General features: G+C 69.3%; 19 protein-coding genes. 15 read left to right on the top strand and 4 right to left on the bottom strand.

What is annotated here, in order from left to right; all coding sequences use genetic code 11:
- Positions 1 to 98 precede the first annotated feature (98 nt).
- Genes OG385_RS11995 through OG385_RS11980 form a run of 4 tightly spaced genes read left to right on the top strand, consistent with a single transcriptional unit; the run spans position 99 to position 4,857 of the window.
- Complete coding sequence (locus tag OG385_RS11995; protein ID WP_266854405.1) at positions 99 to 2,600, top strand: ATP-binding protein; 2,502 nt, start codon at positions 99 to 101, stop codon at positions 2,598 to 2,600.
- 11 nt (positions 2,601 to 2,611) lie between these two features.
- Positions 2,612 to 2,875 carry a hypothetical protein gene (locus OG385_RS11990; protein WP_266854403.1) on the top strand — a complete coding sequence of 88 codons (264 nt, stop codon included), beginning with the start codon at positions 2,612 to 2,614 and terminating at the stop codon, positions 2,873 to 2,875.
- The gene (locus OG385_RS11985) at positions 2,872 to 3,771 is read left to right on the top strand and encodes a hypothetical protein (protein ID WP_266854402.1); all 900 of its coding nucleotides are present in this window, start codon (positions 2,872 to 2,874) and stop codon (positions 3,769 to 3,771) included. Before OG385_RS11990 ends, OG385_RS11985 begins: the two co-directional genes overlap by 4 nt.
- 42 nt (positions 3,772 to 3,813) lie before the next feature.
- Positions 3,814 to 4,857 (top strand): alpha/beta hydrolase, encoded by a 1,044-nt coding sequence (locus OG385_RS11980; RefSeq protein ID WP_266854401.1) that lies wholly within the window; start codon positions 3,814 to 3,816, stop codon positions 4,855 to 4,857.
- Positions 4,858 to 4,950: 93 nt separating this feature from the next.
- Here the strand turns inward: OG385_RS11980 and OG385_RS11975 are convergent, their stop codons facing one another.
- The 4 genes from OG385_RS11975 to OG385_RS11960 all read right to left on the bottom strand — a co-directional run bounded on the left by OG385_RS11975 (position 4,951) and on the right by OG385_RS11960 (position 9,112).
- Positions 4,951 to 6,387: an RICIN domain-containing protein gene (locus OG385_RS11975; protein WP_266854399.1), complete on the bottom strand. Its 1,437-nt coding sequence runs from the start codon at positions 6,385 to 6,387 to the stop codon at positions 4,951 to 4,953.
- 255 nt (positions 6,388 to 6,642) lie between these two features.
- Positions 6,643 to 7,506: an SDR family NAD(P)-dependent oxidoreductase gene (locus OG385_RS11970; RefSeq protein ID WP_266854397.1), complete on the bottom strand. Its 864-nt coding sequence runs from the start codon at positions 7,504 to 7,506 to the stop codon at positions 6,643 to 6,645.
- A 32-nt stretch (positions 7,507 to 7,538) separates the two neighbouring features.
- On the bottom strand, positions 7,539 to 8,060 hold the full coding sequence (locus tag OG385_RS11965; protein ID WP_266854396.1) for a nuclear transport factor 2 family protein: 522 nt from the start codon (positions 8,058 to 8,060) through the stop codon (positions 7,539 to 7,541).
- Positions 8,061 to 8,296: 236 nt separating this feature from the next.
- Complete coding sequence (locus OG385_RS11960; protein ID WP_266854394.1) at positions 8,297 to 9,112, bottom strand: C40 family peptidase; 816 nt, start codon at positions 9,110 to 9,112, stop codon at positions 8,297 to 8,299.
- 775 nt (positions 9,113 to 9,887) lie between these two features.
- On the opposite strand from OG385_RS11960, the gene OG385_RS11955 reads away from it, so the two are divergent.
- From OG385_RS11955 to nuoK, 11 genes are read left to right on the top strand one after another with little or no spacing between them, the layout of a single operon-like run.
- Entirely contained in the window at positions 9,888 to 10,247 is a 360-nt protein-coding gene (locus tag OG385_RS11955) for an NADH-quinone oxidoreductase subunit A (RefSeq protein ID WP_250299117.1), read from the top strand.
- A gap of 18 nt (positions 10,248 to 10,265) precedes the next feature.
- Positions 10,266 to 10,820 (top strand): NADH-quinone oxidoreductase subunit B family protein, encoded by a 555-nt coding sequence (locus OG385_RS11950; protein WP_266854392.1) that lies wholly within the window; start codon positions 10,266 to 10,268, stop codon positions 10,818 to 10,820.
- Complete coding sequence (locus OG385_RS11945) at positions 10,817 to 11,539, top strand: NADH-quinone oxidoreductase subunit C (RefSeq protein ID WP_266854390.1); 723 nt, start codon at positions 10,817 to 10,819, stop codon at positions 11,537 to 11,539. The genes OG385_RS11950 and OG385_RS11945 overlap by 4 nt, the downstream gene beginning before the upstream one ends.
- Positions 11,539 to 12,882: an NADH-quinone oxidoreductase subunit D gene (locus OG385_RS11940; protein WP_266854388.1), complete on the top strand. Its 1,344-nt coding sequence runs from the start codon at positions 11,539 to 11,541 to the stop codon at positions 12,880 to 12,882. Before OG385_RS11945 ends, OG385_RS11940 begins: the two co-directional genes overlap by 1 nt.
- 53 nt (positions 12,883 to 12,935) lie before the next feature.
- A complete protein-coding gene (gene nuoE / locus OG385_RS11935; protein ID WP_266860786.1) occupies positions 12,936 to 13,748 on the top strand; it encodes an NADH-quinone oxidoreductase subunit NuoE in 813 nt (270 codons plus the stop codon).
- The gene (gene nuoF, locus OG385_RS11930; RefSeq protein ID WP_266854386.1) at positions 13,748 to 15,133 is read left to right on the top strand and encodes an NADH-quinone oxidoreductase subunit NuoF; all 1,386 of its coding nucleotides are present in this window, start codon (positions 13,748 to 13,750) and stop codon (positions 15,131 to 15,133) included. Before nuoE ends, nuoF begins: the two co-directional genes overlap by 1 nt.
- On the top strand, positions 15,130 to 17,646 hold the full coding sequence (locus OG385_RS11925) for an NADH-quinone oxidoreductase subunit G (RefSeq protein ID WP_266854384.1): 2,517 nt from the start codon (positions 15,130 to 15,132) through the stop codon (positions 17,644 to 17,646). The genes nuoF and OG385_RS11925 overlap by 4 nt, the downstream gene beginning before the upstream one ends.
- Positions 17,647 to 17,681: 35 nt before the next feature.
- The gene (nuoH, locus tag OG385_RS11920) at positions 17,682 to 19,013 is read left to right on the top strand and encodes an NADH-quinone oxidoreductase subunit NuoH (RefSeq protein ID WP_266860784.1); all 1,332 of its coding nucleotides are present in this window, start codon (positions 17,682 to 17,684) and stop codon (positions 19,011 to 19,013) included.
- A complete protein-coding gene (gene nuoI, locus OG385_RS11915; protein WP_266854382.1) occupies positions 19,006 to 19,686 on the top strand; it encodes an NADH-quinone oxidoreductase subunit NuoI in 681 nt (226 codons plus the stop codon). The genes nuoH and nuoI overlap by 8 nt, the downstream gene beginning before the upstream one ends.
- Positions 19,683 to 20,567 carry an NADH-quinone oxidoreductase subunit J gene (locus OG385_RS11910; RefSeq protein WP_266854380.1) on the top strand — a complete coding sequence of 295 codons (885 nt, stop codon included), beginning with the start codon at positions 19,683 to 19,685 and terminating at the stop codon, positions 20,565 to 20,567. The genes nuoI and OG385_RS11910 overlap by 4 nt, the downstream gene beginning before the upstream one ends.
- The gene (nuoK, locus tag OG385_RS11905) at positions 20,564 to 20,863 is read left to right on the top strand and encodes an NADH-quinone oxidoreductase subunit NuoK (RefSeq protein WP_266854378.1); all 300 of its coding nucleotides are present in this window, start codon (positions 20,564 to 20,566) and stop codon (positions 20,861 to 20,863) included. The genes OG385_RS11910 and nuoK overlap by 4 nt, the downstream gene beginning before the upstream one ends.
- Positions 20,864 to 20,868 lie beyond the last annotated feature (5 nt).

Raw genomic sequence — 20,868 nt, 5'->3', positions numbered from 1 at the left:
TGAACGGGGAGACCTCCTGAACGGGGAGACGGGGATGAGGCCTGATGTCTCGCGACAGGGACGACGGCAGTGGATGACCGGGCGGCACAGGGGGAGCGATGCCAGACACGGATGACAACACGCGGACACCCGACGGGCCGGGCGCGACGCACCGGATCGACGTCGGTGGCAGCGTCACCGGCTCCGTGATCGCGGGCAACCACAATGTGGTCGTCGACGCGCAACAGGGCTCACAGGTCACCGTGCTGGTCGGCCCCGAACGGCCCCGCCCTCAGCGCCGGGAGCGGGCCGAGGTTCTGCCCCGGAGTCTGCCGGAGCCGGTGGGCCGGGAGGAGGCGGCGCAGGCGCTGGCGGCGGCGGTCCGAGCCGGAGGACCGGTGCAGCTGTGGGGGCTGCCGGGGGTCGGCAAGACCACGCTGTTGCGGCACGCCGCGCGGTTGCTGCCCCCCGGGCCGGACGGGACGGTGTTCCTGGGCGGGGCCGATCGCGACATCGAGGATCTCGCCCAGGACGTGTTCGAGGCCTGCTACGAGGCCCCCGGGTATGCGCCGAACCGGGCGGAACTGCGACGGTTGATGACCGGTATGCGGGTGACGGTGTACGTGGATGACGCCGACCTGACGTCCGACCAGCTGCTTGAGTTGATGGACATGGCCCCGCAGGCAACGTTCGTCTTCGCCAGTGCCGAGCGGACGCTGTGGAGCGGCGGCACGGCACTGGAGCTGTGCGGTCTTTCGGAAACCGCCGGACGTGAGCTTCTGGAACGGGAGTTGGGCGGTCCGCTGGCGGACGCGGACCACGAGGCCGCCGCCGCTCTGTGCCGGGCCGCCGGTGGTCTGCCGCTGCCACTGCTGCGGGCGGCTGCCGTGGCGCGCTCCGGCCCGGAGGGCGAGGGCAGGCTCCCGCGCGTCGGCGAAGTCGCGGACCTGCTCCCGGCGTTGCTCGCCCAACTGGCCGACGACGAGTCGGTGATGGGGGTGCTGCACCTGCTCGCCACTTTCGACGGGGCGGAGGTGGCGGCCGTACATGTGGGGGCGCTGACGGAGGTGGCGGAGCCCGGCGCGGTGTGCGACCGGCTGGTGCGCCTGGGGCTGGCGTGTCTCGGCGAGTACGGCTACGCGTCCGTTGCCGACACGGTGCCGGTGGTGCGAGCGCGGTTCCCCGCGCCGTTCCCGGCCGAGCGGCTGTGCGACCACTTCACTCGGTGGGCGGCGCTCCGGGAAACCACGCCGCAGGAGCTGGCTGCCCACGGCAGCGTGCTGGAGAAGGTGGCCGAGGTGGCCGAGTCCTCGGGCCACCCGGATCTGGCGGTGCGGCTCGCACGGGCCACGTCGCCCGGGCTGGCCCGTTCGCTCCGGTTCGGTGTGTGGGGGCGGCTGCTCGGCCGTGGCTGGGTCGCGTCGCGGGCCGCGGACGACCGTCAGGCCGAGGCGTACTTCCTTCACGAGGAGGCCGTCCGGGCCCTGCTGATCGGCAAGCGGGTCGTGTACGCGGCGCTGCTGGCTCACGCGGCGTGGCTCGGGCATGAACTGGCCGCCGGGTCGGCGACCGGTGCCGGCGGAGGGGCGGGGGCCCACGCGAGCGGTGCAGCCGGAGGGGCGGGAGCCCATGCGAGCGGTGCAGTCGGAGGGGCGGGAGCCCATGCGAGCGGTGGGCAACCTTCGTTCGACGTCCATCACTACATGGGTCAGCACGGCTTCGGGTCGGCCCACTCAGGTGCTTCCGCCGGTCATGGCGCCCTGGCCCAGCCGTCGGTGGGCTCCGGAGGGGCAGGCTCCTGGGGCGGGGCCCCGGGCCATGGAAGCGCCGGTGCATCGGCCTCGGGGCACGGCGGTGGCGGTGCGTCTGTAGCTTCGGGGCACGGTGGCGGTGGTGCTTCGGGTCTCACGGGCCACGGTGGCGGTAGCGCCTCGGGTCTCACGGGCCACGGCGGGGCATCCGGTGCGGCCGCGCACTCGGCGGGTGCCGGTGGCGGTTCTTGGGGTGGCGCCACGACAGCGTCGTCCGGTGCCGCGACGACAACGACAGCAACGACGGCAACGACGGCAGCGACAACGGCGACGGCGGTGGGAGCGGCGAGTGCGGGCGTGAGCACCTTGGCCGTGACCCTCGTCTCCCTGGTCATCGCCTGTGCGCTGGTCGCGGGCGTGGGCTACGCCATCAGCTCGTCCAGTTCCCACAGCGGACAGTCGCGATCGAGTGACGCGCGCAACGAGGCGCTGCCGACCCCGTCGTTCTCCCTCCCGTCGGAGCTGACAGATACCTCGACGCCCACCGACGATCCTCTTGAGGATCCGGCGGGGTGTGAAGAGCAGTCCGACGCGAAGCAGAAGTCCGATGAGGCCGGGGCAACGGCACCGATCACGAACCCCGCCGCTGATCAAGCGTGGGCCGCGAACGAGCAGCAGCTCTCAGAGGACCTGGCGGCGGCGGCCGGGGCCGCGACCGACCCATCGATCAAGTCGGCGATCCAGAAGGAGTCGTCGGATCACGCATCTCTCGCGAGCGCGATCACCCGCGATGACCTGGCGGCCATCGACCAGTATGTGGACGCCACCGGCGACGACGCATCCGCGGTGACCGATCTCTGCTACTCGTAGGAGCCATCATCGTGTCACCGTCACTGTCACCCTCGTCGTCGGGCGACGAGTTCACCGTCCGGATCGGCGGCGACGTGTCCGGCCCCGTCGTCGTCGGCCACGACAACCACGTCGAAGTGCACCAACCCGCCCCCGCGACCCCACCCGTGCCTGAACCGGACCCTGCGACGTCGACCCAGACCAACACGGCGAAGGGCCACGGCACTGTCTATGCCGTCACCAACGGCGACATGCACATCCACCAGGACGGGGGAGAGGGACGATACCCACAATGACCGATACGGCCGGTACGACCGATGAACCGGGGCACGGGGGCGCGCTTGCCGTCCCGGCCAGTGCGGTGTGGCTCAGAGGGCAGCTGCTGGAGATCGCTTCCGCGCTGCACCCGGACCGCCGACCCGTGGTGGTCCGTGAGTGGACCGACCTGGTACGGCTGCGCGACCCCGCACCGGTCGGTCACCGCTTCCTGTTCCTCGTCTGCGTCAGCGGGGGCGATCCGCCCTCGTCTGCCGGTTTCGACGACGTCCTGAACGCCTTCACCGTGGCCGGCTGGAACGTGCACCGACGGTCTTCCGGCCACCCCGGGGAGAACTGGGCGACGGTCCGGCGCGAAGAGTTCGAGGTCAAGGTCTACGAGGGCAACGGGCCCGGAATCCTGTCGCTCACCGGCTGGACACCGGTCGTATACACCGAACGGCAGTTGGGCCAGCCGCTCTTCACCCTCACCACGGCCAGTGGTGTGTTGTGCGACGACTGTCACGGCTGGGGGGTGTGCCTGCTCTGCGAAGGCAGGGCCTACAGCGGCGGCAGCGGCGGCTACGGGCGATGCTCGTGTGCCGGAAACAACGCGGGGCCCGGCAAGTGTGTGGAATGCGCCGGGCGGGGTTTCCTCACCTCCGATGCGGTGTCGTGGAAGCGGAAGCAGTACGGGCTGCCTGCTGCCGACCGGAGCGACGCCTGGCCACAGCCGCCGGCCGAGGGCGGCCGCGACTCCAACACCAGCGCGTTCACCGATGTCAGTCAACGGTCCTGCGCATGTGGGGAGTTCCGCTGCTTCTGGCGCAACATCCTTACCCCGGCAGACGATCACCTCCTCTCCCGGTTCGCCGGTATCTGCCAGGGATGCGCAGCGCAGCGCGCCTATGCGTTCACGCTTCCTCCCCGCGAGTGATTGACTGGGCCACATGGACTTCGCGCGAGGGTTCCTGCACTCATGACAGGCCATCCCACCGAGCGAGGCGGCCCCGTCCCGACGGCTGGGGCTGCGCCCCCTTTCGACCCCGAACTGGGCCTGGTGCTGGCGGCTTCGGGGGACGGGGCGAGGGAGCCGCTCACCCCGGAGAACCTTGCGGCCCGGCAGCGGCGGGATGCTGCCGCCCGGCCGAGGCCGACGGTCCGAGACCTCCGGGCCGACGGCCGGTTCGAGGTGGATGAGCTGTGTGTGCCGGGAGCGTCGGACGGTCAGGGCGTCACGCTCGTGAGCGCACGGCCCGCCGGGATCGCCGGGCCGCTGCCGTTGCTGTACTACATGCACGGCGGCGGAATGATCATGGGTAACGCGTGGTCCGTGCTTCCGAAGCTGCTCAGCGACTGGGCTCTCGGACTGAAGTTGGCCGTCATCTCTGTCGAGTACCGGCTGGCACCGCAGACGCAGTACCCGGGGCCGGTGGAGGACTGTTACGCCGGACTCGTCTGGGTGGCCGCGCACGCGGACCGGCTGGGCATCGACACGGATCGCATCATTGTCGGTGGAAAGAGTGCCGGCGGCGGACTCGCCGCTGCCCTCGCCCTGCTCACCCGTGACCGGCGCGGGCCCGCGCCGATCGGGCAACTGCTCCTGTGCCCGATGCTCGACGACCGTAACAACACCCTCTCCAGCCACCAGATGGCCGGAATCGACACCTGGGACCGAACCTCCAACGCCACCGGGTGGCAGGCGCTGCTGGGCGCACGGTACGGGGCATCGGACCTGTCGCCCTACGCGGCTCCCGGGCGTGCCGAGGATCTGTCGAAGCTGCCCCCGGCGTATATCGATGTCGGGTCGGCCGAGACCCTCCGGGACGAGAACGTGGCCTACGCCCAGGCGATCTGGCAGGCCGGTGGCCAAGCCGAACTGCACGTATGGCCCGGAGCTTTCCACGGCTTCGACAGCATCGCGCCACAGGCAACTCTCAGCCAGGACGCCCGAGACGCCCGTACCCACTGGCTTCGGCGCATCCTCACGCAGTCCGATGCGAACAGCGGGCCTGCCCGCTGAGGCGCCCGGCCAGTACGGCCTCGGGTGGCCGGCCGGCCGCGAAATCAGGCCAGGCCGGCCCACACCGTGTCAACGCCGGGTCCTGGACCGGGACTACATGTCCTTGGGGACCTTGATGATGTCCCACTCCCGGTCGTCATTGTTGGCGCACTTCTGAAGCGTGAGCCGGTTCTTGGTGGTGACCGGCTTACCGGGCGGGCTGTACCCATCGACGTTCAGGCAGAGTCCGTTGCTCGCTTGGTTGCGGAACCAGTAGTGGCCGTCGTCCTGCTTGGCGAGCCACCACAGCTGGTTGTCGGGATTGGTGCCGGCGCAGGTGAACTCGGACACCACGGCCCCGATCGGCTGACTGCCCCCCTCCGGCAGGTCCATGCAGAGCCTGTCCTTGATGTTGCGGATCTGGAAGAGGCTGTTGTTGTTCGGGCCGCCGTGCGGGTGCTGGACCTCAAGGTCCCAGATCTGGTTGTCCTGGTCCGTGGGGTTGCAGTCGTTCTCCTGGACCGGGCCGCCGATCTGGCCGTTGTCCCTGCCGGGGAGTTCGGCGCACAGGTGGGTGACCGAGTTCTTGATCAGCACGTGCTTGGCGTTCGCCGGGTCGGGCTTCTTCTTGGGAGCGCCTCCGCCGCCTCCACCGCCACCTCCGCTGTCGCCGCCACCGCTGTCGCCGGTGTTCGGGTTCGGAGCTGACGGCGTGGGCGGCGGGACGCTCGCGGCGGGCGTCGGGAGGCTCTGTGTGGGGGTGGGGGCGGGGATGTCGCCGGCTTGTGCGACCTTGGCGGTGGCGCGGGTGGCGACGGTGGGTTTGTGGGTGAACCAGGCCATGATGAAGACGATGGCGATGGCCATGAAGATGGCGAAGACGGTGGCGAGCCAGCGGGGGAGTACTCCGCGTTGGACGTAGGTGCCGTCGACGTCGAGGGGTTTGGTGCCGGAGCGCTGGATGGCGAGTTTGTACGGGCGGTCCTGTTTGCGGCCGAACCAGATGATCTGGCGGGGGCGGAGGGTGGCGCGTACGAAGGCGGCGCGGCCGGGTTCGATCTGGACGTTGGCCGGGAGGATCTCGTACGAGAGCTGGTCGCCGTTCTCGCTGCCGTTGATCGATGCGGTGAGCTTGGTGTTGCCGAGGTTGTCGATCGCGAGCTTGGGGCGTCCGCGGAAGCGTCCCTTGACGGTGTGGGGTACGAGTTCTGCGCGGACTTCGGAGAACGGGGTGATGGTGACGTTGCCCTCGGGGACGGTGGTCGCCTCGGGGTGTTCGGTGGGGATGACCTGGACGCCGTACGGGTTGGGTCCGGCGATGGCGTCGGGGGTGCGCGGCGGGGCGAACGTGAGGTCCACGGTGCCGGTGGTGCCGGGGAAGAGTCGGATGGTCGGTGGTTCGACGGTCACGTACGGGGCGAGGTCACCGACGGGTACGCACCGGTACTCGTCGACGACGTCGCCCGTGTTGCGCAGCCGTAGCCGCACGGTGGCCGTACTGCCGGGGTCCACTGTGGTGGACGCCGGCTCCAGAGAAGTCCAGATGCTCATTGTGTCGAACACTAGTCAGCATCATGACCCGGTGTCACCAGACTACGGGGCACGGCCGTTGCCCCGGGCGGCCTCTCCGGCTGCCCTTCGTGCCGCCCTGTCCGAATCGCACCGTGGAGACCCAGCTGATCCACGTTGACCTGCACTGGGGCACTCAGCGCCCGGCGCCCGACGGCCCGCTGCCACCTGAGCCTCCGGCGTCAACCGTCAACGCACTGCTCATGCCGGTGCTCCACAGCGGGCCGACCGGGGCCGTCAGTACAGCGGGCCGCCGCCGAAGGCCGCGCGGTGCGACGCGGCGCGTCGGCCGTCGGGTTCGGTCACTCCGTACTCCTCGGCGAGTTCGGCAACGACATAGGTGTGCCCGCTGCGCTCCGGCAGCCGGGTGTCGTCCGCGAGGCGGGCGATGACGGAGCCGACGAGCTCAGGTGACTCGGCGTCCGCCAACTGGAACCCGGCCACCTCCTTCACGCCTGCCTCGACCAGTCCGTCCGTACGCACCAGGCCGGGCCAGAGGGAGAGCGCCGACACCCCCGCCGCGCGCAGCTCGTGCGCCATGTCGGCGGCCATCTTGTCCAGACCTGCCTTGGAGATGCCGTAGAGCACCGAGTGCAGCGGGGCCCGGGCGCCGAACGAGGAGATGTTGACGATCAGACCGCTGCCGCGGGCCACCATGTGACGGGCCGCGTGCACCGAGGCGACGTAGTGGGCGCGCAGCCCGATGCCGACCAGCGGTTCCCAGTCGGAGACGGGCCGGGTCCAGAACGGCTCGTCGAACCCGGCCATGCCGTCGGGTGCCGCCCACACGTTGTTGACCAGCAGGTCAAGTCGGCCTCGCGCGGCCGTGATCCGCGCGATCAGTGCCTCGATCTGTGAGTCGTCGCGGTGGTCGCAGCGCAGGCCGACGCCCTCGCCGCCGGCCTCCGCCACCCGGCGGGCGGTCTCCGCCTGCGGGCTGTCCGGGCCCGGCTCGCCCCGGCCGGTGACGTAGACGGTCCAGCCCTGCGCGCCGAGCGCGGCGGCGATGCCCCGGCCGACGCCCTTGCCGGTGCCGGTGACCAGCGCGACGCGCGCCGCGGTCTTGGCGGACTTGTCGGTCCCCTCGGTCACTTCAGTCATTTCGGTCACTTCAGTCGCTTCGGTCGCTTCGGTCACTGAAACCCTCCCTCGTCGACGGCGTACCCCTGGGGCAGTGGGCGGGTCAGTGACCACAGCGTGCGGAAGTGGTGTTGGGCCAGGCGCCATGCGCCGTCCTCGACGACGTACCGGTCGTCGTACTCACCGCACATCACCCGCTCGGTCTCCTCGGCGATGTTGACCTGCCGGAAGCGCAGCGTCCAGCGGCCACTTGCCTCGGTGGGTGAGTGGAAGGTGATCTGCGGGTGCAGGCCGTGGTGCATGTCCAGGACGATGTGTCCGCCCTCGCCGCCGCGGGCGAGCGCGATCCGGCTGAAGAGGGTGACGAGGTCATCGACGGTGGCGAAGGCGCCCAGTTCCCCGTAGTCGATGTCGGCGCCCTCGCGGATGAAACAGGCGCGGAACTCCTCGGGGTCCTTGTGGTCACAGGCGTGCAGGTAGCGGTACTTCAGCTCCTCGATCTCCTGCCGCGCCTCCAACCGGGCAACACGCTCGGCAAGGCTCGGGCTCGGCAGGGCGGCGGACGGTGACGGCATCGCTGGCTCCTCTCGGCGGACGGATGGGCCGGCCGCGACGGTAGGCGCCGGATACGGGCGGAGGCCACGGTGGTTTCCCTGTCAGCGGGAGAAACGGATGCCGGGGGCGGGCGACTCCTGGATACGCCGAAGGGCCGCCACTCCCGAGCGGGGGAAGTGACGGCCCTTCGGCCAGAGGCAAACGGTGCTCAGATGCCCGGAGGCTCAGACCACAGACTTCAGACTCAGACCCGGACTCAGAGGACGCGGACCGCGCCGGTCGGCTGGTCGTAGCTCAGGGGGCGCTCGACCACACCGGTGCTCGGGTTCTGCGCGCCGACGAACTGGCCGCCGCCCACGTAGATGGCCACGTGGTACGCGCTGCCGGAGCTGCCCCAGTAGAGGATGTCGCCGGGCTGCAGGTTGCTCAGCGAGACCTGGGTGCCCGCGGTCGACTGGCCCTGCGAGACGCGGGGGAGGTCGACACCGACGTTCTTGTACGCGGCCTGGACCAGACCCGAGCAGTCCCAGGAGCTGGAGCCGGTGCCACCCATGACGTATGCGTCGCCGATGTGGGACTTCACGAAGCTCACGATGGACGCGACGGAGCCGGAGCCGATCGAGGAGCTGGAGGACGTGCTCGCGGCCGTGGTGACGGCGTGCAGCGCCGTACGGGCGGACGAGCGCGAGGCGCGTGCGGCGGCCTCAGCCTTCGCCTTGGCCTCGGCCTTGGCCTTCGCTTCGGCCTTCTTCTTGGCCTCCGCCTTGTGCACGGCCTCGGTGTGGGCCTTCTTGGCGGCCTTGGCGGCGTCCTGGGCCGCGGTGTCCTGCTGGGCCTGCTGCTGCAGGTCGGATGCGACCTGCTCCGTGACGTCGGCGACCTGGGCCGCGCTGAGGGTGGGCATCTGGATGGTGCTCTCGTTCACCGGCTCGGCCGCGTTCGCCGAACCAGCTGCACCCGCCACTGCGATGGTGCTGAGAACGCCACCGGCAACTCCGGCACGGAGCGCGGTCCTGGCGGCGCTGCTCCGACGGGGCTTCCGGTGGCTGGGTATGTGAGCGGTGTGGGACATGAGCACTACCGCTATCAGGCATTCCGGGGTGGCTTCAACAAACGTGTGTTGCGCCACAGTTACGACTGGAACAGTTCATTCCGGTTGCCTGCGGCCTTTATTGACGCCGAAACGGGCAATACGGGCGTGGGCGATCAAGGGCGTGATCATGGGCTTTCTGCAATACGCCCGAATTGCCCGACGCCTACCATCCGTTCACGAGGTTGGCCAAGCCCTGTTTCTTCGGCACCCATCCTGCGTGAGGCAGGTCACATGACCGCTGTGAACCGGAGGGGGGCGGCGCTGCGTCCGCGACCGGAGTCGTGGACGCCCCCCTTTCGGGGGCACTTCCGGAGCGCCCCCGGGGTCGCTCGTGAACGTGTGCACGCACCGTTTCGCGGCCGCCGGATGCCTCCCCCTGGAGAGCCGAGGGGTCGATAGCACCCATCCGCGTCCATCGCCAATTTGCATGTAAGAGCCACTACTTGATAGTGGCGCACGCTCTCGACCAGCGCTGACGCAGTGAGATGTCACGTCTCGTGACCACTCGGGCGCTTCACGTATGAAGATCACCGGTCATCCGACTTGATGATCCTTCGTCAGGTGGTGGAGATCACAAAGGCGTTGTCGCACCCCGTGTCGCAGATCACAGACCGGCGGGCATAGGATGCGGGGCAGTCGGGCTTGTGACCTGCTTCACATATTCGCGATCTTCGTCAGGACGGCGGGGGAGCGAGGCGGACGAGCCGGCCCGATGCGGTCCAACGGTCAAGGACGACTGGAAGGAGCGAGGAGCGTGAATGCCTACGCGCCCATCCTCGTGCTCGGCGCCCTCGGGGCAGGGTTTGCGATCTTCTCCGTGGTCATGGCCACGCTTATCGGTCCCAAGCGCTACAACCGGGCGAAGCTAGAGGCCTACGAGTGCGGTATCGAACCGACACCCACGCCGGCCGGAGGCGGCCGTTTCCCCATCAAGTACTACCTGACGGCGATGCTGTTCATCGTCTTCGACATCGAGATCGTCTTCCTCTACCCCTGGGCGGTCACCTTCGACTCCCTGGGGCTTTTCGGGCTCGTCGAGATGCTGCTCTTCGTGCTCACCGTCTTCGTCGCCTACGCGTATGTGTGGCGGCGCGGCGGTCTGGAATGGGACTGAGGGGCTGAGGAGCACACCATGGGACTCGAAGAGAAGCTGCCGAGCGGATTTCTGCTGACCACCGTCGAACAGGCCGCCGGCTGGGTGCGGAAGTCCTCCGTCTTCCCGGCCACGTTCGGCCTCGCCTGTTGCGCCATCGAGATGATGACGACGGGTGCCGGCCGCTACGACCTCGCGCGGTTCGGCATGGAGGTCTTCCGCGGTTCGCCGCGACAGGCGGACCTGATGATCGTGGCAGGGCGGGTGAGCCAGAAGATGGCGCCCGTCCTGCGGCAGGTCTATGACCAGATGCCCAACCCCAAGTGGGTCATTTCCATGGGGGTTTGTGCGTCTTCAGGCGGTATGTTCAATAATTACGCAATTGTTCAGGGTGTAGATCATATCGTCCCGGTTGATATCTATTTGCCCGGTTGCCCGCCGCGTCCCGAGATGCTGATGGACTCGATCCTCAAGCTCCACCAGAAGATCCAGAGCTCCAAGCTCGGGGTCAATCAGGCGGAAGCGGCCCGCGAGGCGGAGGAGGCGGCCCTCAAGGCGCTCCCGACGATCGAGATGAAGGGGCTGCTGCGGTGAGCGGCGACGAAGAGCAGCGCGACAAGAACGGCGCGGCGCCCGCCCAGCGCAGCGAAGCCGGTGAGGTCATCGGCGTACGCAAGGGGATGTTCGGCGCCCGCAACGGCGGGGACACCAGCGGATACGGCGGTCTCGTACGGACCGTGGCCCTGCCCGGAGCCGCGAACCGCCCCTACGGCGGCTGGTTCGACGAGGTCGCCGACGAGCTGGAGGGCGCACTGGAGGAGCAGGGGCTCGTCCCGGAGAACGCCATCGAGAAGACGGTCGTCGACCGGGACGAACTCACCTTCCACATCGACCGCGAGCACCTGCTGACCGTGGCGACGACACTGCGCGACGACCCGGCCCTGCGCTTCGAACTCTGCACCGGCGTCAGCGCCGTGCACTACCCCGGCGACAAGGGCCGCGAACTCCACGCGGTCTACCACCTGCGCTCGATCACCCACGGCCGGCTGATCCGGCTGGACGTCGGCACGCCCGACGCGGACCCGCACATCCCGTCGCTGGTCGCCGTCTACCCGACGAACGACTGGCACGAGCGCGAGGTCTACGACTTCTTCGGCCTCATCTTCGACGGCCACCCCGCCCTCACCCGGATCATGATGCCGGACGACTGGCAGGGCTTCCCGCAGCGCAAGGACTACCCCCTGGGCGGGATCGCCATCGAGTACAAGGGCGCCCAGATCCCTGCCCCGGACCAGCGGAGGTCGTACACCTGATGACCACTTCCAGCGAAGCTCCCCGCGCCTCGGCCGCCTCGGCCCGCGAGACGACAGAGGGGACTGTATATACAGTCACCGGCGGCGACTGGGACGAGGTCGTCCAGTCCGCGGCCAAGGCCGACGACGAGCGCATCGTCGTCAACATGGGACCGCAGCACCCGTCCACCCACGGTGTGCTCCGGCTCATCCTGGAGATCGACGGCGAGACCGTCACCGAGGCCCGCTGCGGCATCGGCTATCTGCACACCGGCATCGAGAAGAACCTCGAATACCGGACCTGGGTCCAGGGCACCACCTTCGTCACGCGCATGGACTACCTGACGCCGTTCTTCAACGAGACGGCGTACTGCCTGGGCGTCGAGAAGCTGCTCGGCATCGAGGAGCAGATCCCCGACCGCGCCTCGGTGATCCGCGTCCTGCTGATGGAGCTCAACCGGCTCTCCTCGCACCTGGTGGCCATCGCCACCGGCGGCATGGAGCTGGGCGCGACGACGATCATGATCTACGGCTTCCGGGACCGTGAACTCGTCCTCGACATTTTCGAGCTGATCACCGGACTGCGGATGAACCACGCGTTCATCCGGCCCGGCGGACTGGCCCAGGACCTGCCGCCCGGCGCCATGGACCAACTGCGCGAGTTCCTCAAGGCGATGCGCAAGAACCTGCCGGAGTACGACAAGCTCGCCACCGGCAACCCGATCTTCAAGGCGCGTATGCAGAACGTCGGCTATCTCGACCTGGCCGGCTGCATGGCGCTCGGTGCGACCGGGCCGATCCTGCGCTCCGCGGGCCTCCCGCACGACCTGCGCAAGACCGACCCGTACTGCGGTTACGAGAACTACGAGTTCGACGTGCCGACCGCCGACACCTGCGACTCGTACGGCCGCTTCCTGGTCCGCCTCGAAGAGATGCGCCAGTCGCTGCGGATCGTCGAGCAGTGCCTGGACCGGCTGGAGCCGGGCCCCGTGATGGTCGCCGACAAGAAGATCGCCTGGCCCGCGCAGCTCGCGCTCGGCCCGGACGGACTCGGCAACTCGCTGGACCACATCAAGAACATCATGGGCACCTCCATGGAAGCCCTGATCCACCACTTCAAGCTGGTGACCGAGGGGTTCCGGGTCCCGGCCGGACAGGCGTACACCGCTGTCGAGTCACCCAAGGGCGAACTGGGCGTCCACATGGTCTCGGACGGCGGCACCCGCCCCTACCGCGTCCACTTCCGCGACCCGTCCTTCACCAATCTCCAGGCGATGGCGGCGATGTGCGAGGGCGGCCAGGTCGCCGACGTCATCGTCGCCGTCGCGTCCATCGACCCCGTGATGGGAGGCGTCGACCGATGACGGAAGCTCATTCGGCGGCTCCGGCGGCATCGGCCGCCCCGACGAGCCTGGGCATGCCCCAGCTCCCCGCCCCCGATTACCCGGCCGACGTACGCGCCAGGCTCGACGCGGACGCCAAGGAGATCATCGCCCGCTACCCGGACAGCAGGTCGGCGCTGCTCCCGCTGCTGCACCTGGTGCAGGCCGAGGAGGGGTACGTCACCCGGACCGGCGTCCGGTTCTGCGCGGAGGCGCTGGAGCTGACCACCGCCGAGGTCACCGCGGTCTCCACCTTCTACTCGATGTACCGGCGCAAGCCGAGCGGCGACTACCAGGTGGGTGTCTGCACCAACACCCTCTGCGCGGTGATGGGCGGCGACGCCATCTACTCCGCGCTGCGGGAGCACCTCGACGTCGGCGACGGCGAGACCACCGGGGACGGCAAGGTCACGCTGGAGCACATCGAGTGCAACGCGGCCTGCGACTTCGCACCCGTCCTGATGGTCAACTGGGAGTTCTTCGACAACCAGACCGTCGAGTCCGCGAAACGGCTCGTCGACGACCTCCGGGACGGACAGCAGGTCACCCCGACCCGGGGCGCGCCGCTCTGCACCTTCCAGGAGACCTCCCGGATCCTGGCCGGCTTCCCCGACGAGCGGGACGGAGCGGTCGAGTCGACCGGCGGCGCGGGGCACGCGTCCCTGGTGGGCCTGCGGCTTGCGAAGGGTGAGGCGCCGCAGCCGCGTGTGGTGTCTCCGCGCGGCGGATCCCCGAAGGCTCCTGCCCAGCCGGGCTCCGAGCACCTCAGCTCGCACGACGCACCGCAGCAGACCTCGGCGTCAGACCCGGAGCACCCGGCAGGCCCCGTATCAGAGGAGGGGGAGTGATGAGCGTGGCAACCGAGCTCAACGGCAGCGGGAACGGCGAGGGCGACGGAGAGTCCAGCCCCGAGAAGCTGCTCACCCCGGTCCTCTCCGCCTTCTGGGACCAGCCGGATTCCTGGACCCTGGAGACGTACAAACGGCACGACGGGTACGAGGGTTTGAAGAAGGCCCTCGCCATGGCGCCCGACGACCTCATCGCCTACGTCAAGGACTCGGGTCTGCGCGGCCGAGGCGGCGCGGGCTTCCCCACCGGGATGAAGTGGCAGTTCATCCCGCAGGGCGACGGAAAGCCGCACTATCTAGTTGTCAACGCCGACGAATCGGAGCCCGGGACCTGCAAGGACATCCCGCTCCTCTTCGCCAACCCGCATTCCCTCATCGAGGGGATCGTGATCGCCTGTTACGCGATCAGGTCTTCTCATGCCTTCATCTATCTCCGGGGTGAAGTCGTCCCCGTACTGCGGCGAATGCACGAAGCCGTACGCGAGGCGTACGAGGCGGGGTACCTCGGCAAGGACATCCTGGGCAGCGGACTCGACCTGGACGTCACCGTGCACGCGGGGGCGGGCGCGTACATCTGTGGTGAGGAGACCGCACTCCTCGACTCCCTGGAGGGCCGCCGCGGCCAGCCCAGGCTCCGGCCTCCTTTCCCTGCTGTCGCCGGGCTCTACGCATGTCCCACTGTGGTGAACAACGTGGAATCCATCGCGTCGGTTCCCGCGATCCTGAACCGGGGCAAGGACTGGTTCAAATCGATGGGCACCGAGAAGTCCGCCGGATTCACGCTGTATTCGCTCAGCGGGCACGTCACCAGCCCCGGCCAGTACGAGGCCCCGCTCGGCATCACCCTGCGCCAGCTGCTCGACATGAGCGGCGGGATGCGGCACGGCCACCGGCTCAAGTTCTGGACGCCGGGCGGCTCTTCGACCCCGATGTTCACCGACGAGCACCTCGACGTCCCGCTGGACTACGAGGGCGTGGGCGCCGCAGGATCGATGCTCGGCACCAAGGCGCTCCAGTGCTTCGACGAGACGACCTGTGTGGTGCGGGCCGTCACCCGCTGGACCGAGTTCTACGCGCACGAGTCCTGCGGCAAGTGCACGCCCTGCCGCGAAGGGACGTACTGGCTCGTCCAGTTGCTCCGCGACATCGAAGCCGGAAAGGGCCAGATGTCGGACCTCGACAAGATCAACGACATCGCCGACAACGTCAACGGCAAGTCGTTCTGCGCGCTCGGCGACGGCGCCGCGTCGCCGATCTTCTCCTCGCTCAAGTACTTCCGTGAGGAGTACGAGCAGCACATCACCGGCAAGGGCTGCCCGCTCGACCCGGACCTGTCGACCGTCTGGGCCGACGAGCCCCGCCACATCTCGGAGGTGAACGCATGACAGTGACGACTAACAGCGCTCCCTCCGGGGGCGGTGAGGCAGCAGTGCCGCCCGAGGACCTGGTGTCGCTGACCATCGACGGCATCGCGATCTCGGTCCCGAAGGGGACCCTGGTCATCCGCGCCGCCGAACAGCTCGGCATCGAGATCCCGCGCTTCTGCGACCACCCTCTCCTCGACCCCGCGGGCGCCTGCCGCCAGTGCATCGTCGAAGTCGAGGGCCAGCGCAAGCCGATGGCGTCCTGCACCATCACCTGCACCGACGGCATGGTCGTCAAGTCGCACCTCACCTCGCCGGTCGCCGAGAAGGCCCAGCACGGTGTGATGGAACTGCTCCTCATCAACCACCCGCTGGACTGCCCGGTCTGCGACAAGGGCGGCGAGTGCCCCCTGCAGAACCAGGCGGTGTCGCACGGCAACCCCGACTCCCGGTTCGACGGCAAGAAGCGGACCTTCGAGAAGCCCGTACCGATCTCGACCCAGGTGCTGCTCGACCGCGAGCGGTGCGTGCTCTGCGCCCGCTGCACCCGGTTCTCCAACCAGATCGCCGGCGACCCGATGATCGACCTGATCGAGCGCGGCGCGCTCCAGCAGGTCGGCATCGGCGAGGGCGACCCGTTCGAGTCGTACTTCTCCGGCAACACCATCCAGATCTGCCCGGTCGGCGCGCTGACCTCGGCGGCCTACCGGTTCCGCTCCCGCCCCTTCGACCTGGTGTCGTCGCCCTCGGTGTGCGAACACTGCGCGGGGGGCTGCGCGACCCGCACCGACCACCGGCGCGGCAAGGTCATGCGGCGGCTCGCCGACAACGACCCCGAGGTCAACGAGGAGTGGCTCTGCGACAAGGGCCGCTTCGGGTTCCGCTACGCCCAGCGCCCGGACCGGCTCACCACCCCGCTCGTACGGAACGAGGACGGCGTCCTGGAACCGGCCAGCTGGCCGGAGGCGCTGGAGCGGGCCGCGAACGGTCTCGCGGCGGCGCGCGGCCGGGCCGGTGTGCTGACCGGCGGCCGCCTCACCGTCGAAGACGCCTACGCGTACGCCAAGTTCGCGCGCATCGCCCTCGACACCAACGACGTCGACTTCCGCGCCCGGGTGCACTCGGCCGAGGAGGCCGACTTCCTGGCCGCCCGGGTCGCGGGCCGCGGCAAGGACCTCGACGGCACGGGAGTCACCAACACCTCGCTGGAACAGGCCCCGGCCGTCCTGCTCGCCGGATTCGAGTCCGAGGAGGAGGCCCCCGGCATCTTCCTGCGGCTGCGCAAGGCGCACCGCACGCACGGGCAGCGGACCTTCTCCCTCGCCACCCACGCCACCCGCGGCCTGGCGAAGGCGGGCGGCACGCTGCTGCCCGCCGCACCCGGCACCGAGACCGAGTGGCTGGACGCCATCGCGGGCGGGGTCGGCCTGGACCCCGAAGGGCAGCAGGCCGCCGAAGCCCTCCGTACGGAAGGCGCGGTGATTGTCGTCGGCGAACGGCTCGCCGCCGTACCCGGCGCGCTCACCGCGGCCGTACGCACCGCGACCGCCACCGGCGCCGCCCTGGTCTGGGTGCCCCGCAGGGCCGGGGAGCGGGGCGCGGTCGAGGCGGGCGCGATCCCCGCGCTGCTGCCCGGCGGCCGCCCCGCCACCGATCCGCGGGCCCGCGAGGAAGTGGCCGCGGTCTGGGGCGTACGCGAACTCCCGCACCGCTTCGGCCGGGACACCGGACAGATCCTCGAAGCAGCCGCGACCGGCGAACTGGGCGCACTGCTCGTCGCGGGTGTCGAGACCGCGGACCTCCCCGACCCGGCGCGGGCCGAGGAGGCCCTCGACAAGGTCGGCTTCCTGGTCTCGCTCGAACTGCGGCCCGGCGCGGTCACCGACCGGGCCGACGTGGTCCTTCCGGTGGCCGCCGCCGCCGAGAAGGCGGGCACCTTCCTCAGCTGGGAAGGCAGGGCACGGCTCTTCGAGGCATCGCTCAAGCCCGAGCAGATGACGCGCACCCTGGCCCCGGCCGACTCACGGGTGCTGCACATGCTCGCCGACGCGCTCGACGTCCACTTCGCGCTGCCGGACATCACCTCCGTACGCAACGAGCTGGACCGGCTGGGCGCGTGGACCGGGCAGCACGCGAGCGACCCGGCCGGCACGGTCGCTCCACTGCCCCGCCCCTCCGAGGGCGAGGCCGTACTCGCGGGCCACCGGCTGCTGCTCGACCTGGGCCTGCTCCAGCAGGGCGACGACGCGCTGGCCGGCACCCGGCACGCGGCGGTCGCCCGGCTGTCGGCGACGACCGCCGAGGAGACGGGCGTCAAGGACGGCGACGTCCTCGCCGTCACCGGCCCCGCGGGCGACGTACGGCTGCCGCTCCAGGTCACCGAGATGCCCGACCGGGTGGTCTGGCTCCCGATGAACTCGACGGGCGGCGGCGTCCTGCGCGACACCGGCGCCCGCCCCGGCGAACCGGTGCGGATCTCCGCCGCGCCGGCCGCACCCGCCGCACCCGCGGCCACGACGGAGGTGGAGGCGTGACGAACTACTACCTCGCAGCGACCGAGGACCTGTCGATGTTCGGACGGGACCCCTGGTGGCTGGTTGTCATCAAGGCCGTCTTCTGCTTCGCGTTCCTGATGATCACCGTGCTCTTCTCCATCGTGTGGGAGCGCAAGGTCGTCGCCTGGATGCAGCTGCGCATCGGCCCCAACCGGCACGGCCCCTGGGGAATGCTCCAGTCGCTCGCCGACGGCATCAAGCTGATGCTGAAGGAAGACCTGGTCGTCAAGCGGGCGGACAAGCTGGTCTACGTGCTGGCGCCGATCGTCGCCGCGGTACCCGCCTTCATGGCGATCGCGGTGATCCCCTTCGGCCCCTCCGGCAACGAGGTGTCGATCTTCGGCCACCGTACGACGATGCAGCTCACCGACCTGCCGATCGCGATGCTCTACATCCTCGCGGTCGCATCGGTCGGCATCTACGGCATCGTCCTGGCCGGCTGGTCGTCCGGGTCGACGTACCCGCTGCTCGGCGGACTCCGCTCCTGCGCGCAGATGATCAGCTACGAGATCGCGATGGGCGCCGCCTTCGCCTCCGTCTTCCTCTACTCGGGGTCGATGTCGACCTCGGCGATCGTGGACGCGCAGAAGGACCGCTGGTTCATCGTGCTGCTGCCGGTCTCCTTCATCATCTACATCGTCACCATGATCGGTGAGACCAACCGCGCCCCGTTCGACATGCCGGAGTCCGAAGGCGACCTGGTCGGCGGCTTCAACACCGAGTACTCGTCCATCAAATTCGCGATGTTCATGCTGGCCGAGTACGTCAACATGGTCACCGTTTCGGCGGTCTCCGCGACGCTCTTCCTGGGCGGCTGGCGGGCCCCGTGGCCGATCTCCACCTTCTGGGAGGGCGCGAACCACGGCTGGTGGCCGATGCTCTGGTTCGTCATCAAGGTCCAGCTCCTCCTCTTCTTCTTCATCTGGCTGCGCGGCACGCTTCCCCGCGTGCGCTACGACCAGTTGATGAAGCTCGGCTGGAAGGTCCTCATCCCGGTCTCCGTGGTCTGGCTGATGCTGGTGGCGACCGTGCGGGCGCTGCGCAACGACAACTACGACTACTCCCGGATCGTGCTCTACGGAGCCGGGGCCGTCGTGGCGATCCTGCTGCTCTCCTTCGTCTACGACATCTTCCGCGACAAGCAGGAGAAGCAGGAGCGGGCCGCCGAGGAAGCCGCGGGCCCCGGGCCGGCCTTCGACCCGATGGCGGGCGGCTTCCCCGTACCACCGTTGCCGGGACAGACCCTTCCACCCGTACCCCGGCGGCCCTCGCGCACGGAGCGGGAGCTGATTGTCAGTGGTGGCGTGGACACTGTGAGTGATGGAAAGGAGGCTGACGATGCCTGACCGCTCTACAGGGGCTTCCGGGTCCTCCGGGTCTTCCGGGGACGAGACCCCCGGGACACCCGAGACCCCGAAGACACCGTGGCAGAACCCGGTGGCCGGCTTCGGCGTGACCTTCAAGGCCATGTTCAAGAAGCGGCTCACCGAGCAGTACCCGGAGCAGGAGAAGACGACGGCGCCGCGCTTCCACGGGCGGCACCAGCTCAACCGGCATCCGGACGGACTGGAGAAGTGCATCGGGTGCGAGCTGTGCGCCTGGGCCTGCCCGGCGGACGCGATCTATGTGGAGGGCGCGGACAACACCGAGGAGGAGCGCTACTCCCCGGGCGAGCGGTACGGCCGCGTCTACCAGATCAACTACGCCCGCTGCATCCTGTGCGGACTCTGCATCGAGGCCTGCCCCACCCGGGCGCTCACGATGACGAACGACTTCGAGCTCGCCGACAGCAGCCGCGCCAACCTGATCTACACCAAGGAGCAGTTGCTCGCCGGCCTGGACGAGGGCATGGTCGACTCGCCGCACTCGATCTTCCCGGGTACCGACGAACAGGACTACTACCGGGGCCTGGTGACCGAAGCCGCCCCCGGCACGGTCCGCCAGACCGCGTTCTCCAAGGGTGAGACGGCCGAGCCGCCGGCCGGGGCCGGGGCGCCGAACGAGGAGGCGCAGGCGTGAACTACCTGACCTCCACCGGTGAGGCCTTCCAGTTCTGGGTGCTGGGCACGGTCGCCGTGATCGGCGCGCTCTCCACCGTACTGATGCGCCGGGCCGTGCACAGCGCGCTGAGCCTCGCCGGGACCATGATCATCCTGGCGGTGTTCTACCTCGCCAACGGCGCCTACTTCCTGGGCATCGTCCAGATCGTCGTCTACACCGGCGCGATCATGATGCTCTTCCTCTTCGTGGTCATGCTGGTCGGCGTCACCGCGGCCGACTCGCTCACGGAGACCATCAAGGGGCAGCGCTGGCTGGCCGTGCTCTGCGGGCTCGGCTTCGGCATCCTGCTGATCGCCGGTATCGCCAACGCCTCGCTCAAGAGCTTCACGGGTCTGGGCCAGGCCAACGCCCACGGCAATGTGCAGGGCCTCGCCGCCCTCATCTTCACCAAGTACGTCTTCGCCTTCGAGATCACCGGCGCGCTGCTCATCACCGCGGCCGTCGGCGCGATGGTGCTCACCCACCGGGAGCGCACCGAACAGGCCAGGACCCAGCGGCAGATGTCCGAGGACCGCGTACGCAGCAAGCAGGTCCCGCCGCTGCCCGCCCCCGGTGTCTACGCCCGGCACAACGCCGTGGATGTCGCCGGACTGCTCCCGGACGGCACCCCGGCGGAGCTCACCGTCATGCAGACGCTGCGTCAGCGCGGCCAGATCCGCGATGTGTCGAGCCAGGCCCTGGCGGACCTCAGGGCGCTGGAGCAGCGCTCCGAGGAGCGGCTGGGCCGTACGTCGGGACACGGCCACGACGCCGGGATCGCCGGTGAGAGCGACCGGCCCGGGAGCACTCGGTCCGACCGCTCCGACCGGCTCGACCGGGAAGAGGAGGAGGCGAAGTGAATCCGGTCAACTATCTGTATCTCGCCTCGCTGTTGTTCACCATCGGCGCGGTCGGGGTGCTGATCAGGCGGAACGCCATCGTGGTCTTCATGTGCGTGGAGCTGATGCTCAACGCCTGCAACCTCGCGTTCGTCGCCTTCTCCCGTATGCACGGAAACCTGGACGGCCAGATCATCGCCTTCTTCACGATGGTCGTTGCCGCCGCGGAGGTCGTGGTCGGGCTCGCGATCATCGTGTCGCTCTTCCGTTCCCGCCACTCGGCCTCGGTCGACGACGCCAGCCTGATGAAGCTGTAAGGGGT

The sequence above is a fragment of the Streptomyces sp. NBC_01306 genome, assembly GCF_026340465.1.
In the GTDB taxonomy this organism is placed as follows: domain Bacteria; phylum Actinomycetota; class Actinomycetes; order Streptomycetales; family Streptomycetaceae; genus Streptomyces.
Note: the sequence above shows the minus strand (reverse complement) of the source record. Positions and strands in the feature narration are given on the sequence as shown.

Bases quoted from the DNA above. Each gene is read 5' to 3' on its own strand.
- OG385_RS11995 (WP_266854405.1), top strand. From the start codon at position 99: ATGCCAGACACGGATGACAACACGCGGACACCCGACGGGCCGGGCGCG.
- OG385_RS11985 (WP_266854402.1), top strand. From the start codon at position 2,872: ATGACCGATACGGCCGGTACGACCGATGAACCGGGGCACGGGGGCGCG.
- OG385_RS11980 (WP_266854401.1), top strand. From the start codon at position 3,814: ATGACAGGCCATCCCACCGAGCGAGGCGGCCCCGTCCCGACGGCTGGG.
- OG385_RS11975 (WP_266854399.1), bottom strand. From the start codon at position 6,387: ATGAGCATCTGGACTTCTCTGGAGCCGGCGTCCACCACAGTGGACCCC.
- OG385_RS11970 (WP_266854397.1), bottom strand. From the start codon at position 7,506: ATGACTGAAGTGACCGAGGGGACCGACAAGTCCGCCAAGACCGCGGCG.
- OG385_RS11965 (WP_266854396.1), bottom strand. From the start codon at position 8,060: ATGCCGTCACCGTCCGCCGCCCTGCCGAGCCCGAGCCTTGCCGAGCGT.
- OG385_RS11960 (WP_266854394.1), bottom strand. From the start codon at position 9,112: ATGTCCCACACCGCTCACATACCCAGCCACCGGAAGCCCCGTCGGAGC.
- OG385_RS11950 (WP_266854392.1), top strand. From the start codon at position 10,266: ATGGGACTCGAAGAGAAGCTGCCGAGCGGATTTCTGCTGACCACCGTC.
- OG385_RS11940 (WP_266854388.1), top strand. From the start codon at position 11,539: ATGACCACTTCCAGCGAAGCTCCCCGCGCCTCGGCCGCCTCGGCCCGC.
- nuoE (WP_266860786.1), top strand. From the start codon at position 12,936: ATGCCCCAGCTCCCCGCCCCCGATTACCCGGCCGACGTACGCGCCAGG.
- nuoF (WP_266854386.1), top strand. From the start codon at position 13,748: ATGAGCGTGGCAACCGAGCTCAACGGCAGCGGGAACGGCGAGGGCGAC.
- OG385_RS11925 (WP_266854384.1), top strand. From the start codon at position 15,130: ATGACAGTGACGACTAACAGCGCTCCCTCCGGGGGCGGTGAGGCAGCA.
- nuoH (WP_266860784.1), top strand. From the start codon at position 17,682: ATGTTCGGACGGGACCCCTGGTGGCTGGTTGTCATCAAGGCCGTCTTC.
- nuoI (WP_266854382.1), top strand. From the start codon at position 19,006: ATGCCTGACCGCTCTACAGGGGCTTCCGGGTCCTCCGGGTCTTCCGGG.